This window comes from Streptomyces sp. NPDC102441, from assembly GCF_044765585.1.
GTDB lineage: Bacteria > Actinomycetota > Actinomycetes > Streptomycetales > Streptomycetaceae > Streptomyces.
Genome location: NZ_JBIWKH010000011.1, coordinates 306,747 through 320,920 on the forward strand (window position 1 = coordinate 306,747; position 14,174 = coordinate 320,920).

Here is a 14,174-nt window from a genome sequence, read left to right on the forward strand (position 1 = left end):
CTTCCGCTACCCGCCGTGATCCCACGTGCCCTTCAGCATCGCACGCGAGACGACCCCAGGACGAACGGTCGAGCAGCTGACACCTGACGTCTGGCGCTAGTGCCGCAGCAGGCAACGTCCGCCCCGTCGCGACGCCCGGCACGCGCCCCCAAGCTCTCGGCTTCGCTCGAGCAGGGAGGTGCCCCCTCCGCCGCACCGGCCGAAAGCCCAAGTACGTCCAGTACGAGGACTTCCGGCCGGCACTCCCCCAAGCTCTGCGAGCAGGGGGGACCCCCAGAGCACGCACCGAACGCCGCTCCTTGACGGGCGAACATTGCCTGCCGCGGCACTAGCATCGGATCCCATGATCGTATGGCTCAACGGCACCCACGGAGCAGGCAAGACCACGACCGGCGCACTCCTGCAGCAGCTGATCCCGGATTCACGGGTGTTCGACGCCGAGAAGGTCGGCGAGACGCTCATGGACATCACGCCGGGGCTGCCCTGGACGGGCAACTTCCAGCACTGGCCGCCGTGGCGGCCGCTCGTCGTCGAGACCGCCCGCCACGTACTCGGCTACACCGGCGGCACCCTGGTGATGCCCATGACCGTCCTGGTCGAGCAGTACTGGCGCGAGATCAGCGCAGGCCTGGCACAACACGCCATCCCTCTACGGCACTTCGTTCTCCACGCCGACCAGGACACCCTCCGCGGGCGCATCGAGGGGGACACCGTCCTCGGCCCCTCCGCATTCCGTCTCGAATACCTGGAGCCCTACGCCGAGGCCGCCCGCACCTGGCTGCACGACGAGGCCGAGGTCGTCGACACCACGCACCTCACACCCGGTCAGGCCGCCCTGCGGATCGCCGAGGCCGTGAGGAGCTGAGGCTGTGGCAGCGGGCCGGCAACCCCCCCGGCCCTGCCATGCCATCACTCCGGCTCATGGGCGTCCCCCAGCGGTTCGCCGAACCACCTGGTCAGGGCGGCCCGCAGACCGCTGACGTCGCCCGGCTCGTAACCCGTCCACGCGATGTGGCAGTCGGGACGCAGCAGCAGTCCGGTCGCGTCCGTGCCCTCCGCCTTGCCGCTCAGGACGTCCACCCGGTCGAGCCAGGGCTTCGCGGCCTCGGCGAAGCCGCCGTCCAGGTCCAGCAGCAGGGGCCGGGCGGAGGTCGTCAACTCTGCCAGCCGACGGGTGCCTCCGCCGGTGTGCACCTGGAGGTCGGGCGCGAAGCCCTCGGTGGTGCCGGCGAGCAGGTGGGCGATGCGTCCAGTGCCTCCGGGGGAGGCGAGCAGCTCACCGAAGACGGTCCGCAGGGCGGTGACCTCCGGCCCGGGGCGCATCAGTGCCGACTGCGACAGTGTCGACGCCACGACGCGTTCGGCGACGGGACGTCGCTCCTCGTCGTACGTGTCGAGCAGATCATCGGGTGCCCACCCGCGCACGGTCGCGGCCAGCTTCCAGCCGAGGTTGACCGCGTCCTGCAGGCCGAGGTTGAGGCCCGGGCCGCCGATCGCCGAGTGCACGTGTGCGGCGTCGCCCAGCAGCAGTACCCGGCCGTCCCGGTAGCGCTCGGCCAGCCGCGTGTTTCCGCCGGCCAGACGGCGGAGCAGACGCGGCCCGTCGCCCTTCGGCGGTTCCACCGGGACGGGCGCGCCCAGCACTCGCTCGGCACTCGCCAGCATCTCCTCGAAGGTCATGGGCGTGTCCTGCTCGGCCGCCCCGCCTGTTTCGGTGGTGTGGAGGATGGGCGCACGGCCGGGCAGCAGACCCCATACGATCGTGCCGCACTCGGTGCGCACGTACAGCAGGGGCGGCAGGCTGCCGTAGCCGGGGACGATCAGGTCGCCTTCGGGGCCGACGTACTCGTCCGCAACGGACACGTTTGCGGACCGGGTGACGAAGTCGTCGTCGGTCACGCCGGGGAAGCCGATGCCCGACAGACGCCGCACCATGCTGCGTCCGCCGTCGGCCCCCACCAGGTAGCGGGCGGTGAGGGTCTCACCGCCGCCCAGGGTGATCCGGACGAGGTCGTCGGTCTGGTGCAGGTCGGTCACTTCCTCCCCCCTGCGGAGGATGACGCCGAGTTCTGTGGCGCGTTCGGCGAGGACCTTCTCGATCTGCTCCTGCGGCGCCGGGAGCAGGCTCACGGGGTTGTCCTCGATGCCCGCGAGATCCAGCGTGAACGCGCCGAACATGTAACGGGGCGCCGGCCGGGGTGGCTCGCTGGAGCCGCTGATGCGTGCGTAGAGGCCACGGCGGTCGAGCATGCGCACTATCTGACCGACCAGGCCGTTCGCCCGTGGCTCGGTCTTCGGGCCGGTGAGACGTTCGAGCACGACGGGGCGCACCCCGGCCAACGCCAGCTCGCAGGCGAGCATCAGTCCGTTCGGACCGGCGCCGACAATAACCACGTCAAACATGAGAATTCTCCTTTGTTGCTTCAGAGGAGGGCAGGCGGGAGAGAAGGAAAACCCGGCCGGGGGAGGGCGGCGCTATGGGGTGGGGAGTCCGGCGGCCACCATGTCGAGCGCCCTGGGCAGCAGGACCTCCATCGGCTCTCCCGTGTCGCCCTGAACGAACAGCTCGATCGCGACGCTGGTGGCGGCCATCACGCTCGCGGCCACCAGGCGCGGATAGAGGCCGGATCCGGAATCGGTGCCCGTGCGGTCGGCGACCGCCGAGGCGAGCTCCTTCTCCGCGATCTTGCAGGCTCGCAGCATCTCGGCTTCCAGCACCGGTTCGGCCAGCATCACCCGCAGGCCCGCCGCCCAGTCGGCGGGCTCCTGCGGCGGCATGTGCCGCACCTCAGGGCCGGGTTCCAGCTGCCGTAGCGCCGCACGGGTGATCGCCTCCCACAAGGGCTCGTCGGGCGGTCCGTGACGCAGCTCGGCTGCGACCCGCAGGGACCGCTCGAGGTAGCGAAACGCGATCGCTTCGGCCTTGCTGGAGAAGTAGTTGTTGAACGTGCGTGGCGAGACGCCCACCGCCTCGGCGATGTCCTCGACCTTGACGGCGTTCAGCCCGCGCTCGACGGTCAGCCTGATCGCGGCCCAGCTCAGGGCTGCCCGCGTGGCTTCTTTCTTTCGTTCTCGAAGGCCGCTCACGCCCCCCACGGTAACAGAAAATGCGTGGCACGCAATATTGCGTGCCACGCAAATAATGGGTTGTGATCAGATGCTTTGCCTGGCCCGTGCCATTTCGCGCACCCGGCCGCGGACGAGGAACCAGCCAACGACCAGCGCCGCCGCGATCACCGGGAGAAGCGTCACGGTCGTCCGGCCCACGCCGCCGCCCCACCACATGAGGAAGGCCACGCCGACGAGGAACAGCAAGGTGACGATCTGGGTGTACGGGGCCCAGGGCAGGCGGTAGGCGGGCCTCAGGACCCGGCCGTCCTGCGAGCGGTGCCAGAACACGAGGGAGCAGAGCATGATCATGCCCCAGGTGCCGAGGATTCCGATGGACGCGAAGTTCAGCACGATCTCGAATGCCTGGCCCGGCACCACGTAGTTCAGTCCGACACCCAGCACCCCGAAGCCCGCGGTCAGCAGAATGCCGCCGTACGGAACCTGTCCCTTGTTCATCAGGCCGGTGAAGCGTGGCGCGGAACCCGACAGCGCCATGGAGCGCAGGATGCGGCCGGTGGAGTAGAGACCGGAGTTCAGGCTGGACAAGGCGGCGGTCAGTACGACCAGGTTCATCACGCCGGCCGCACCGGGTACCCCGAGCTTGTCCATGACGGTGACGAAGGGGCTCTGGCCCCCGGAGTAGGCGGTGTAGGGCAGCAGCAGTGCGAGCAGTACGACCGAGCCGACATAGAACAGTCCGACCCGCCACATGATCGAGTTGATCGCACGGGGCATGATCTTCTCGGGGTTCTCGGTCTCACCGGCGGTGACGCCGCACAGTTCGACGGAGGCGTAGGCGAAGACGACGCCCTGGATCACGAGCAGCATCGGAAGTGTGCCGACGGGGAAGACGCCGGTGTCCGAGACGGTGGACAGGCCCGGGGTGTGGCCGTCCACCGGATGCTGGGTGACGACGAGGAAGATGCCGATCAGCATGAAGGCGACCAGGGCCGCGACCTTGATGATCGCGAACCAGAACTCCATCTCGCCGAAGTACTTCACCGAGATGAGGTTGGCCGTGAGCACCACGGCGAGGGCGATCAACGCGAGGATCCACTGCGGGACATCGCTGAACACACCCCAGAAATGGGCGTACGTCGCCGCAGCGGTGATGTCCGCGATCGCGGTGGTGGACCAGTTGAGGAAGTACAGCCAGCCGGCCGCGAAGGCACCCTTCTCGCCCATGAACTCGCGGGCGTAGGAGACGAAGGCCCCGGACGACGGGCGGTAGAGGATCAGCTCACCCAGCGCGCGTACGACGAAGAAGGCGAAGACACCGCAGACGGCGTAGGCGATGGCGAGCGAGGGTCCGGCGTCGGCGAGACGCCCTCCCGCGCCCAGGAAGAGCCCGGTGCCGATCGCGCCACCGATGGCGATCATGTTGATGTGGCGGGACTTGAGGTCCTTGCTGTAACCGGCGTCGCCGGCGTCCACGTGGGGGGAGCTCGCCGTTGTGTCAGCGGTGAGCTGACCGGCTGCTGTGGGGCTGCCGTCACTCATGGAGGGGTTGCCTTTGTGAGGGGGAGATGGCCGGTCCCGGCCGGGACCGTGGGGGAGGTGCCCGGCGATGGCTCTGAGGCGCATGATCAGGAACCCTGTGATTCTGGCAGTGCGCCCCGACTCACGAAAACAAATCTGAGGTATTTCAGAGGTTTCGGCACAGTAAAGTAAGCGAACTCCGACTCGCCTGGGCTGCGCCGCCTAGGACTTGTCCGGTCGATCATGTTCGGAGCCAGATAGTGAGGGCTGCGGCGGTAGCGATGCCGAGGAAGACGTAGCCGCGCTTGTCATATCCAGTGGCGACGGCTCGGTGTTGTTTAAGCCGGTTGATTGCTCGTTCCACGGTGTTGCGTTTCTTGTACCGTTCGCCGTCAAAGTTTGGTGGCCGCCCGCCGCGTGAACCCTTGCGCAGGCGGGCCGCCTCGCTGTCATTCTTCTCCGGGGTCGCGTGGCGGATGCCCCGCAGGCGCAGGAGCTCACGAACGGGGCCGTTGCTGTATGCCTTATCCGCGGCAAGGCTGTCCGGCTTCTTGCGCGGCCTGCCCGGGCCGGTCTTCGGAAAGCGGATCTTCTCCAGCACTGGCTTGAACTGGGTGCAGTCCGCCCGCTGACCTGGTGTGACGATCAGGGATAGTGGGCGGCAACGACCGTCGGCGCTCAGGTGGAGTTTGCAGGTGAACCCGCCGCGTGAGCGGCCCAAGCCCTCACCTTCAGCACCACCTCCACCAGGCGGGCGGCGAGGCTCTGCCACGGCGTCTCGTCCTGGTGTTCTGACGCCTCGCCCCCTTCCATGGACCGAACCGCTCAGGAAGGTCACGCCACTGCACTCCGGTCCGCACCCGGTGCAGAATGCCGTCGATCACCTGCCGGTGATCCCGCCACCGGCCACAAGGCCCGTTGCTGACTGGCAGGAACGGCCGCAGCCGTTCCCACTCGGCATCGCTCAGATCTCCCCGCTCCATACCCACGTCAACGAGCCGGTTATGGAGCAGTCACATGATCCAAAAGGCAGACGTTAGTGGTGCATAGCCACCACTACGTACAGGCCCGCCACGACTGCAACGACGCAGAGCGCCACCAGGAGGATCAATGCACAGCCCAATGCTCCTGCCGTCCCAGCAATCGCTGACCAGCCGACCCGCGTTGCTTGCTCGGCCCGTTGGAGTGCATCGTGGTACTCGCGGTCGTCGTGCCAGCCGCGATCTGGCATGGTCACCCCCGGTCGAACCCTGCAGCTCGGCCATCTCGCCCCAGAATTCGACGGCGCGGATCCCGTGGGGCGGAAATAGCATGATCGCCCGGACGGCTCCTAGTCGTCGACGGGGATGCCCAGCTGGCCGGCCACCGCTGTGAGGGCCGCCCCCAGGGGAAGCGCGATGCGGGTGACGGCGTGACGGTCGCCCCGGGTCGGGTCGTGGTTGACGATCAGCACGGGCTTCCCGGCCTGGGCCGCCTGGCGGGCGAACCGGAGCCCGGACATCACGGTCAGCGAGGAACCCAGGACCAGCAGCGAGGTCGCCTCGCGGACCAGTTCACGGCAGTGCTCGACCCGCGGCGGGGGCACGGACTCACCGAAGAACACCACGTCCGGTTTGAGGATGCCGCCGCAGACCGTGCAGGGCACCACGCGGAAGTCTCCGACCTGTTCGTCGGTGAGGTCGGCGTCACCGTCCGGGTTGATCGCGGCGGCCACCGGCCGGAACCCCACGTTGGCCTCCTCCAGCCGACGGGCGAGTTCGCGGCGCGGGGTGAAGGCCCCACAGGAAAGACAGACCACCCGGTCCAGGCTTCCATGGAGTTCGACGACGCCCTCGCTGCCGGCGGCCTGGTGCAGGCTGTCGACGTTCTGGGTGATCACACCCGAGAGCCGGCCGTGCCGCCCGAACGCCGCCACGGCCCGGTGCCCGGCGTTGGGGCGGGCGCGGCCGAAGGTCCGCCAGCCGAGGTGGCTGCGGGCCCAGTACCTGCGCCGGGCCTGGGAGTCGGCGATGAAGTCCTGGTAGGTCATCGGCGTATGCCGGCTCAGACTCCCGCCCTCGCCACGGTAGTCGGGGATGCCCGACTCCGTGGAGATGCCCGCCCCGCTGAGCACCAGCACGCCGCCGGTGCCCAGCGCATCGGCGACCGGCTCCAGATCCGTGGTGCCCGGCGGCAGATCCTCGGTGGGGATCCAGGTCAGAGTGGGGCGCATACGCATGCCCCCAGGGTACGGAACAGGCCGCCGCCACCCCTTCCCGTCGCCGCACGCACCACGCGGCCCGAGGGTCTAGGTCCTCACGGCCGGTGGTGCGGGCAACAGCTCAGACGATCACGACCCGGCGCCCACGCGTGTGGCCGGACCGGCTGTCGATGTGCGCTGCCGCGGCCTCGGCGAGCGTGTACGACTTCTCGACAGGGATGTGGAGCTTTCCCCGCGCGATGAGATCGGCGGCCTCGGCGAGCGCATCCGGCACACTTCCGGCCACCCCCGAGAACCGCACACCGAGCTGCGGCGCACCGAGATCGGCGATGGAGATCACCTTCCGCGGGTCCCCGGTCAGCTCGACGAGCTCGCGGATCACGCCCGAGCCGGCCAGATCGAGGGCCGCGTCGACACGGCCGAGCTGCCGCACCCGCTCGGTCCAGCCCTCGCCGTACGTCGTGGCGAGGGCGCCCAGGCTGCGTAGATAGTCCTGGTTGGCGGCACCGGCAGTGCCGATCACCGTGATGCCTCGGGCGCGGGCGATCTGCAGCACCGCCGATCCGACCCCACCGGAGGCACCGCTCACCAGCAGCGTCTGTCCGGGCCGCACACCGACCTCGCGGATGAGGCGCAGTGCGGTCTCCACCACGGAGGGGTACCCGGCGGCCTCGTCGAACATCAGGCCCTCGGGCATGCGCGCCCAGGCCGACAGCACGGCGAACTCGGCATAGGTGGCGGTCCCTTCGCCGAACACATGGTCGCCGGCCTCGACCCCTTCGACACCCTCCCCGACCTCGTCCACCACTCCCGCGGCATCTTGCCCGACTCCGGCGGGCAGTTCGATCGGATGGGCTCTCAGCATCTGCCCCTCACGGACCCTCCAGTCGACGGGGTTCACGCCCGCCGCTCGGACGGCGATGCGTATCTGGCCGGGGCCCGTGTGGGGCTCCTCGGCCGCGAACCGTAGCACTAACGGTTAGTGTTTTGTATCTGTTGTGATTTTGCAGCTGATAGTGTCAGGGCATGAATACGCCGCCCGGCCGCCGTGAGCGCAAGAAGGCCGCGACCCGCCAGAAGATCGCAGACACCGCCCTGCGGCTCTTCCTGGAACGCGGGTACGACGCGGTGGGTATCCGTGAAGTGGCCGCCGAGGCCGACGTAGCCGGCACTACCCTCTTCTCCCACTTCGCCTCCAAAGAGGCCCTGGTGTTCGAGCAGGACGAAGGCTTCGAGCAACGCCTCACGCAGGCGGTCACCGCCAGAGCGCCGCACGAGCCGCTGATCCCCGCGCTGCGCCGCGAGATCCAGGCGCTGGTCCAACACTGCACGGCGGACGGTGTCGGCCCGATCTGGCGCATGATCGACGAAACGCCCGCCCTGCGGAAGTACGAGGAGTCGATGAGGCTGCGCCACGCGGAGACGCTGGCAACGGCCATCGCCGCCGATCCCGGACTGTCACAGACCGACACGGTGAGCCGGACGATCGCGAGGTTCGTGATCGACGCCTACTCGCTGGCCCGCGAGGCAGCCGACCCGGAGGCCGCGGTGCATGAGATCTTCCGGATGATCGAGGCAGCCTGGGAAGCCGGGTGCGGCAGTACCGGAGGCCGATGACCGACTGCTTCCTGGGACAGGCCCGTGCAGTGCCGTCATGCGGGTACCGGAAATCCGCTCGACGGGCGGGGCAGGGACGGGGCACGATCCGCACTCGTGACGACGCCGCAAGAGTTCCTGATCAGAGCCGCCGCCCGAAACAACGCCGAGTGGTGTGCGGCGATGAGCCGGTCCCACGGCCCGGCGGGCGCGTTCGAGGCCCGGTCCTGGATTTCCCCGGCTCGCACGCCGCTGTACCACCCCGACGCGGTAACGCTCGCGCCAGGAGCCGATCCGGCAGCGCTGGCGGCCCGTATCGACACCACAACGCCTGGCGCCTCCGTCAAGGACAGCTTCGCCGATCTCGACCTGACAGAATTCGGCTTCCAGATCTTGTTCGCCGCGCAATGGATTCACCGCCCGGCAGGCGAGCCCGCCACCGCGCCGGATCTGGCCTGGGACGTCGTGGCCGACACGGATCTGCTGCGCGCCTGGGCACTGGCCTGGGACGACGGGAACGGCAACGCGCACCTCTTCCGGCCCGGCCTGCTGGACACCCCGGCCACGTCCGTGATCGCAGGACGGTCCGCGGACGGCCAGGTGGTTGCCGGCGCGGTGGCGAGCCGCAGTGAGCAGGTGGTCGGCATCTCCAACGTCTTCGCAACGTACGGCGGCCCTGACGCGGCCTGGCCGGTCGTACTCGATGCCGCGCACCGCCTGTTTCCCCGCCTGCCGGTGGTCGGCTACGAACACGGCGACGATCTGGCGGCCGCCCTGCGCCATGGCTTCGAGGCGATCGGCCCGCTACGGATCTGGGTGCACGGCCAGTAGCGACTCCGCCGGCAGCCGGATGCCGGTCGAGGGCCGACACCGGTCGCCCGCTTCGTCGCGCGGCCCCGAGCACCTCGCTGAGCACCCCTTCCCATGGCCCGGCAGATGCGGCACTTGGACTACGGAAGAACGTTCCTGCGGGTCCCGTTGAGGTGACAACCGCCGGAGCGTGTGCCATCGCGCCAGTTCGCCAGGACAGGCTTGACCAGTACCCACGCCTGCGTGAAGGAGCCTTCCATGCGCCGTCCCACCAGCACGGCCGCCGTCCTCGGCGCCCTAGCCCTCGTCGTAGCCCTGCCGACCTCCGCGAGCGCCGCCACCGGCGACTTCTCCTACAAGTACGCCGACCTGGACGGCACCACCCAGTCGGTCACGCTGCACGACCCCGACAGCCGTGAGTGCGTCACACTGCCCGAGACCGCCGACGAGGACGCCTCCGAGCCCTCGTTCGCCCCGCACAACAACACCGACGAATGGGCCATGGTGTTCTCCGAGCCCGACTGCACGGGTGACTCCTGGACCCTGCGCCCCCACGGGAACCCCGCGACGGACCGCCTCAAGCTGCGCTCGGTGTTCCTCAGCGATCGCTGAGCTGATGCTCGGCTCGTAGTGGTGCGGAAACAGTCGGCCATCGCACGGCCGGGGGCGCCCCCCAACTGGTGGTGCGACGGTCTCGCGTGAGCGGCACTGCCCGGGCAGTGCCGCTCACCACCCGGCCGGGGAGCCTGAGGCGAGTATCTGTCCCATGCCCCCATGCACGGCATGTCTGCGCGCGTACCGTGGGGTGACGACCAGCCGGGAGGACAAGCCCGATGAGCGCGCAGCCTGATCACGTCCCCGTCACGCCGTACGCCCCCACTCCGGGAGCTCCGGCCGAACTGCTCGCCCAGCTGCGCGCCGACCGCCGGGCTGCGCGGTGGGTGCCGGCCTTCGAGCAGGAGTGGGCGGCCGCGCTGGAGGAGTCCCGCCAGACGTTCTCCCTTGCCGCGCTGTACGAAGTGGTCCAGGTCTGGCAGGCCCGCATCGCCTCCGTCCCGGCAGTCGACGCGTTCCTCGCCTCCGGCCGGAACGAGGCCGGTTTCGTGACCATGGACGAGGTCCGGAGCAGGCGGAGGTGACTGGCCGGCCGTACGCGATCCGGCTCTCGGCTCAGGCCGCGAAGGTGCTCGCCGAACTGCCCGAGCACGCGGAAGAGACGGTGTGGGACGTGCTGGAAGTCGCTGCGGCCGGCCCCTGGGGCTTCGACCAGTGGGACGCCGGCGACCCCAAGGGCGAGGACATCCGTATCGCATCCGTCGGCCAGCTGTCCGTCATCGTCGTCGCGAACCGACCCCTGCGCCACCTTTCAGTTCTGGACATCGTCCGGCTCGGATGACGACAACGCCTCCGACGGCGGACCGGACCGGGACCGAGCCGGAGATCACGTTGCTCCCCGGCGACGGGCGGCCTCACGGGCACCGACGCTTTCACGCCGACACCGGGTGACCCCTCGGTCCGGTTCAGCTGCCTGCTCCCGCGGATCGGTCCAGGACGTCGAGGTAGACGGAGAGCTGACCGGCGGCGTACAGCTGGGCCGTTCCGCGGGACGTGAGATCGCGCCACCACCCTTCCAGCGTCCTGGCCAGCGCTTCCAGGCTGCCGGCGTCGCGGAGTTCTCCGAGGACGATGGTGATGGTGCCCAGGGGGCGGCCTCCTCGGCGTAGCAGGTGCGCCAGTTCGGCTTCGCGCACGTCCCGCGCGAGGTACCGCCGGTGCCCGCGCGGGTCACGTTGCGGGGTGAGGACTCCAGCGCGTTCCCAGGCGCGCAGGGTGGCCCGGTCGAGCGCGAGGTGGCCGGCGAGTTCACCGATGCTGTACGGCGCCCGGGTGGTGGCCGCCGCATCCGGAGTGGCGTCTCCGAGATGCGGGAGCGCCGCTTCGACGGCTCGCAGCGTGTTGCGGTCCCGGGCCAGGAGCGCGTGCCCGTCGTCGATGTACCCCAGCGCGTCGTCGAGCCGGGCGCCGGTGACGGCATGCATGATCCGTCGGCTCCGTGAGTAGCCGAAGGCAGGGACGAGCGCCAGGTAGGCCGCGAGGCCGGCGGCATGAGTGGCGGTGTAGTCCCGATACCCCGTCCGGCTGCGGCGGGCCGGCGGAATGATGCCGGCGTCCTCGTAGTTGCGGACCGCCTGCGTGGAGAGGTCATGGCGACGAGCCAGGTCCACCGGACGCACATGACCTCCGTTTGAGGGTTTCCACACAGATGAGCGGAAAGTACGTCGCAGAGTCTCCACCGGGCATTCAAGGATACGATTCAGGGGCATGGGACAGAACACGCACACCGTGTCCGGAGATTTCGATCTGACGACGGACGAACTGCGCGTCGTGGCGCGCTACGTGGTTCGGCACGCAGAGGACGTCCTGTCAGTCTTCGAGCAGGCTGCTCCCGATGATCCGCGCCCCCGTGCGGCGATCGACGCGGCCTGGGTGTTCATCAACGGTGCCCGCAGGGCGAAGTTGCAGCGTGTCACTTCCCTCGACGCGCATCGAGCCGCCCGCACCGCACCGTCCGAAGCCGCGCGACTGGCCGCGCGATCCGCCGGTGACGCCGCATCGGCCGCGTATCTGCACCCCATTGCCCAGGCCGGCCAGGTTGGTCACATCCTGCGGGCCTGTGCGAGCGCCGCACGCATCGGGGAGATGGAGGCAGGCGGTGATCCCGCGACCGGGGATGCCCTGCTGGAACGGTCGCGGAAGCGTGCCACACCGGTGCTCATCGATGTGCTCTGCCGATACCCGCTCACGACAGGCGGCAGCAGTCGTGTCGCCCAGCTGATGAGCACGCTGGATCATTCCCTGCGCCGGGCGGCTGACCGGCCATCAGGGCACACCGCGGTGAGCGGAGCCGATGTTCGCAGAAGGGAGTGCACGTCATGATCCTCCCGAAGGTCCGCGACCCCCGCTTCGTGACGATCCGCCGTGGTGGGACTCTCACCGATGCGGATCACCGTCTCCTCGCGCTGTGGGCTGCCGCTTGTGCGGAGCACGTTCTGGATCTCTTCGAGCCGGCCCAGCCCGGCGATCGGCGGCCGCGCCAGGCGATCGAGCACGCCCGTGCCTGGGCGCGTGGCGAGGTCACGATGATGCAGGCGCGCGCGGCGGGCGGCCATGCGATGGGGGCAGCCAGAGATCTGCGCGGGGCGGCGCGGCACGCCGCGTACGCCGCCGGCCAGGCCGGAGCAGTCGCCCACGTCGCCGCGCATGAACTGGGCGCGGCGGCCTACGCGATCAAGGCCGCACGTGCAGCAGCACCGGACGGCGAGAGCGGGATCGCGGGACGACTCGAGTGCCAGTGGCAGCGCGAGCAGCTCCCGGAGGGGATTCGTGAGCTCGTACTCGATGACCAGCGGCTGCGCAACGACATCTGCTGGTCGATGTTCGACTGTCCGCCGACACACCCCACGGCAGAACACCCCAAGCCCGCGTCCGCCTGACTCCGTCGGGGCAGGGTACGAATACCCCGGCGACACCGACAGCCGTCGGCCCGTAGCCTGTGCAGGCTCTCGGTCGAAGGTGCGCAGGGCCATACCTCACCGCCGCGGGGCCGGAGGGCGCAATCCGTTCTCCAGCAGCGCGAACGCGTGCTCGGCGTCCTTCACGGCACCCGAGTAACGTTCGTCAGCGGGTTCCCCGTTCGTCATGCGTTCGGCGTTGTCCTGTGCCAGTGCCCACTGCACCGCGACAATCTGGACGCCGGCCAGCCTGGCGGTGAGTTCCGGAGCGTCCGCTGTTTCCTGCAACGCCTGCGAGAGCGCGCGTTCGGCACCCGTCTTGAAGCGATCCATCCGGGCCACCAGTGTGGGCGCGTCGAGGATCATCCGGGTGAGCCTCAGCACCTGAGGGTGATCGTTGAGCCCGGTGATCGGGTCCCGCTCGCGCAGCCCCTTCAGGAAGTGCTCGTGTACCGCGGTCAGCGGGGCGGTACGAGGCGGGCGTGCCCGCACGACGCGTGCGAGTTCGGTCTCGTGATCGGCCAGGCGATGCACCACGAGGTCTTCCTTGGTGGGGAAGTAGGCGAAGAGCGTGCGTTTTGACACCTCAGCCGCCTCGGCCACCTGGGCCACCGAGACCTGGGTGAAGCCGTGTTCGAGGAACAGCGTGATCGCCGCGTCGGAGATCGCCGCGTGGGTCCGCTGCTTCTTTCGTTCCCGTAGCCCTGGCTTGCCATCCACGACACCCACGATAGCAAGGAGCTACTCCGAGGATATTTTTGCACCATGTATACGTTTAACCCGAGTGAGGAATTATGGGGAGTGAGTGTGTTGGCGAAGACCGAGACCGAGGTCGTCATCGTGGGCGCCGGCCCGACCGGACTCATGCTGGCGTGCGAGCTGGCGCTGGCCGGGGTCGAGACCCTGGTGCTGGAGAAACTGCCCCAGCGCATCGAGCAGGTGAAGGGTGGCGGGATCCAGCCCCGCACCGCTGAGCTACTGGAATTGCGCGGGCTGCTGGAGCCGTTGCTGCACCGGGCCGCGCCGGGAGATTCGCTGGGCGGGCACTTCGCGACCCTGCCCGCGCCCTTGGACTGCGCCCCCTGGCAGACCAGACACCCCTTCCCGATCGGGATTCCCCAGTGGGAGGTCGAGGAAGTACTGGAAGAGCGGGCGATCGCCGGCGGCGCGCGGGTACTGCGGGGCACCCCGGTCTCCGGGGTCGAGCCGGACGACAGCGGCGTGACGGTGACGTCAGACGGTCTGCAGGTGCGTGCGCGCTATCTGGCGGCGTGCGACGGCAGTCACAGCACGGTGCGGAAACTGCTGGGACTGCCGTTCCCCGGCAGGCCCGGGACCCAGCAGGCGGTGCTGGCCGACATCCGCCTGTCGGCCTTGTCGCTGCTGACGTGGTCGGGCTGAGGTTGTTTGTCTGCCGGGCGGGGCGCTCTGATCGGGTCCAGGGCGTCGATTATCTGCGGGGTGTC

At 69.3% G+C, this 14,174-nt stretch carries 15 protein-coding genes and 2 pseudogenes; 9 read left to right on the top strand and 8 right to left on the bottom strand.

Translation table 11 applies throughout. The annotated features are described in order from the left end of the window. Positions 1 to 343: 343 nt before the first annotated feature. Positions 344 to 865, top strand: a complete 522-nt coding sequence (locus tag ACIREO_RS25205; RefSeq protein WP_404114020.1) for an ATP-binding protein — start codon at positions 344 to 346, stop codon at positions 863 to 865. A 44-nt stretch (positions 866 to 909) separates the two neighbouring features. Here ACIREO_RS25205 and ACIREO_RS25210 read toward each other — a convergent pair whose 3' ends face one another. From ACIREO_RS25210 to ACIREO_RS25235, 6 genes and pseudogenes are all read right to left on the bottom strand, one after another. Continuing rightward, on the bottom strand, positions 910 to 2,403 hold the full coding sequence (locus tag ACIREO_RS25210) for an FAD-dependent monooxygenase (protein WP_404114022.1): 1,494 nt from the start codon (positions 2,401 to 2,403) through the stop codon (positions 910 to 912). Positions 2,404 to 2,475: 72 nt separating this feature from the next. Further along, positions 2,476 to 3,087 carry a TetR family transcriptional regulator gene (locus ACIREO_RS25215; protein ID WP_404114024.1) on the bottom strand — a complete coding sequence of 204 codons (612 nt, stop codon included), beginning with the start codon at positions 3,085 to 3,087 and terminating at the stop codon, positions 2,476 to 2,478. A gap of 66 nt (positions 3,088 to 3,153) precedes the next feature. After that, a complete protein-coding gene (locus tag ACIREO_RS25220; protein WP_404114026.1) occupies positions 3,154 to 4,611 on the bottom strand; it encodes an amino acid permease in 1,458 nt (485 codons plus the stop codon). Between the two features lie 220 nt (positions 4,612 to 4,831). Further along, positions 4,832 to 5,573, bottom strand: a pseudogene (locus ACIREO_RS25225) (IS5 family transposase). A gap of 347 nt (positions 5,574 to 5,920) precedes the next feature. Beyond that, entirely contained in the window at positions 5,921 to 6,808 is an 888-nt protein-coding gene (locus tag ACIREO_RS25230) for an NAD-dependent protein deacetylase (protein WP_404114028.1), read from the bottom strand. 103 nt (positions 6,809 to 6,911) lie between these two features. Then, a complete protein-coding gene (locus tag ACIREO_RS25235; RefSeq protein ID WP_404114030.1) occupies positions 6,912 to 7,763 on the bottom strand; it encodes an NADP-dependent oxidoreductase in 852 nt (283 codons plus the stop codon). Between the two features lie 53 nt (positions 7,764 to 7,816). Here ACIREO_RS25235 and ACIREO_RS25240 point away from each other — a divergent pair, with 53 nt between their 5' ends. From ACIREO_RS25240 to ACIREO_RS25260, 5 genes are all read left to right on the top strand, one after another. Next, on the top strand, positions 7,817 to 8,407 hold the full coding sequence (locus ACIREO_RS25240; RefSeq protein ID WP_404114032.1) for a TetR/AcrR family transcriptional regulator: 591 nt from the start codon (positions 7,817 to 7,819) through the stop codon (positions 8,405 to 8,407). A 96-nt stretch (positions 8,408 to 8,503) separates the two neighbouring features. Continuing rightward, positions 8,504 to 9,217 carry a hypothetical protein gene (locus ACIREO_RS25245; RefSeq protein WP_404114034.1) on the top strand — a complete coding sequence of 238 codons (714 nt, stop codon included), beginning with the start codon at positions 8,504 to 8,506 and terminating at the stop codon, positions 9,215 to 9,217. Positions 9,218 to 9,454: 237 nt separating this feature from the next. Beyond that, positions 9,455 to 9,808 (top strand): hypothetical protein, encoded by a 354-nt coding sequence (locus tag ACIREO_RS25250; protein WP_404114036.1) that lies wholly within the window; start codon positions 9,455 to 9,457, stop codon positions 9,806 to 9,808. A gap of 221 nt (positions 9,809 to 10,029) precedes the next feature. Next, positions 10,030 to 10,335 carry a DUF6247 family protein gene (locus ACIREO_RS25255; RefSeq protein ID WP_404114038.1) on the top strand — a complete coding sequence of 102 codons (306 nt, stop codon included), beginning with the start codon at positions 10,030 to 10,032 and terminating at the stop codon, positions 10,333 to 10,335. After that, complete coding sequence (locus tag ACIREO_RS25260) at positions 10,332 to 10,592, top strand: hypothetical protein (RefSeq protein ID WP_404114040.1); 261 nt, start codon at positions 10,332 to 10,334, stop codon at positions 10,590 to 10,592. The genes ACIREO_RS25255 and ACIREO_RS25260 overlap by 4 nt, the downstream gene beginning before the upstream one ends. Positions 10,593 to 10,716: 124 nt before the next feature. Here ACIREO_RS25260 and ACIREO_RS25265 read toward each other — a convergent pair whose 3' ends face one another. Next, positions 10,717 to 11,430, bottom strand: a complete 714-nt coding sequence (locus tag ACIREO_RS25265) for a MerR family transcriptional regulator (protein WP_404114042.1) — start codon at positions 11,428 to 11,430, stop codon at positions 10,717 to 10,719. A gap of 88 nt (positions 11,431 to 11,518) precedes the next feature. On the opposite strand from ACIREO_RS25265, the gene ACIREO_RS25270 reads away from it, so the two are divergent. Then, on the top strand, positions 11,519 to 12,133 hold the full coding sequence (locus ACIREO_RS25270) for a putative immunity protein (protein WP_404114044.1): 615 nt from the start codon (positions 11,519 to 11,521) through the stop codon (positions 12,131 to 12,133). Beyond that, the gene (locus tag ACIREO_RS25275; RefSeq protein ID WP_404114046.1) at positions 12,130 to 12,690 is read left to right on the top strand and encodes a putative immunity protein; all 561 of its coding nucleotides are present in this window, start codon (positions 12,130 to 12,132) and stop codon (positions 12,688 to 12,690) included. Before ACIREO_RS25270 ends, ACIREO_RS25275 begins: the two co-directional genes overlap by 4 nt. A 96-nt stretch (positions 12,691 to 12,786) precedes the next feature. Here the strand turns inward: ACIREO_RS25275 and ACIREO_RS25280 are convergent, their stop codons facing one another. Beyond that, positions 12,787 to 13,428: a TetR/AcrR family transcriptional regulator gene (locus ACIREO_RS25280; protein ID WP_404114047.1), complete on the bottom strand. Its 642-nt coding sequence runs from the start codon at positions 13,426 to 13,428 to the stop codon at positions 12,787 to 12,789. A 45-nt stretch (positions 13,429 to 13,473) separates the two neighbouring features. On the opposite strand from ACIREO_RS25280, the pseudogene ACIREO_RS25285 reads away from it, so the two are divergent. Beyond that, positions 13,474 to 14,094 (top strand): annotated as a pseudogene (locus tag ACIREO_RS25285) (FAD-dependent oxidoreductase); the annotation flags it as partial. Positions 14,095 to 14,174: the final 80 nt, after the last annotated feature.

Bases quoted from the DNA above. Each gene is read 5' to 3' on its own strand.
- ACIREO_RS25255 (WP_404114038.1), top strand. From the start codon at position 10,030: ATGAGCGCGCAGCCTGATCACGTCCCCGTCACGCCGTACGCCCCCACT.
- ACIREO_RS25250 (WP_404114036.1), top strand. From the start codon at position 9,455: ATGCGCCGTCCCACCAGCACGGCCGCCGTCCTCGGCGCCCTAGCCCTC.
- ACIREO_RS25240 (WP_404114032.1), top strand. From the start codon at position 7,817: ATGAATACGCCGCCCGGCCGCCGTGAGCGCAAGAAGGCCGCGACCCGC.
- ACIREO_RS25230 (WP_404114028.1), bottom strand. From the start codon at position 6,808: ATGCGTATGCGCCCCACTCTGACCTGGATCCCCACCGAGGATCTGCCG.
- ACIREO_RS25275 (WP_404114046.1), top strand. From the start codon at position 12,130: ATGATCCTCCCGAAGGTCCGCGACCCCCGCTTCGTGACGATCCGCCGT.
- ACIREO_RS25210 (WP_404114022.1), bottom strand. From the start codon at position 2,403: ATGTTTGACGTGGTTATTGTCGGCGCCGGTCCGAACGGACTGATGCTC.
- ACIREO_RS25270 (WP_404114044.1), top strand. From the start codon at position 11,519: ATGGGACAGAACACGCACACCGTGTCCGGAGATTTCGATCTGACGACG.
- ACIREO_RS25205 (WP_404114020.1), top strand. From the start codon at position 344: ATGATCGTATGGCTCAACGGCACCCACGGAGCAGGCAAGACCACGACC.
- ACIREO_RS25220 (WP_404114026.1), bottom strand. From the start codon at position 4,611: ATGAGTGACGGCAGCCCCACAGCAGCCGGTCAGCTCACCGCTGACACA.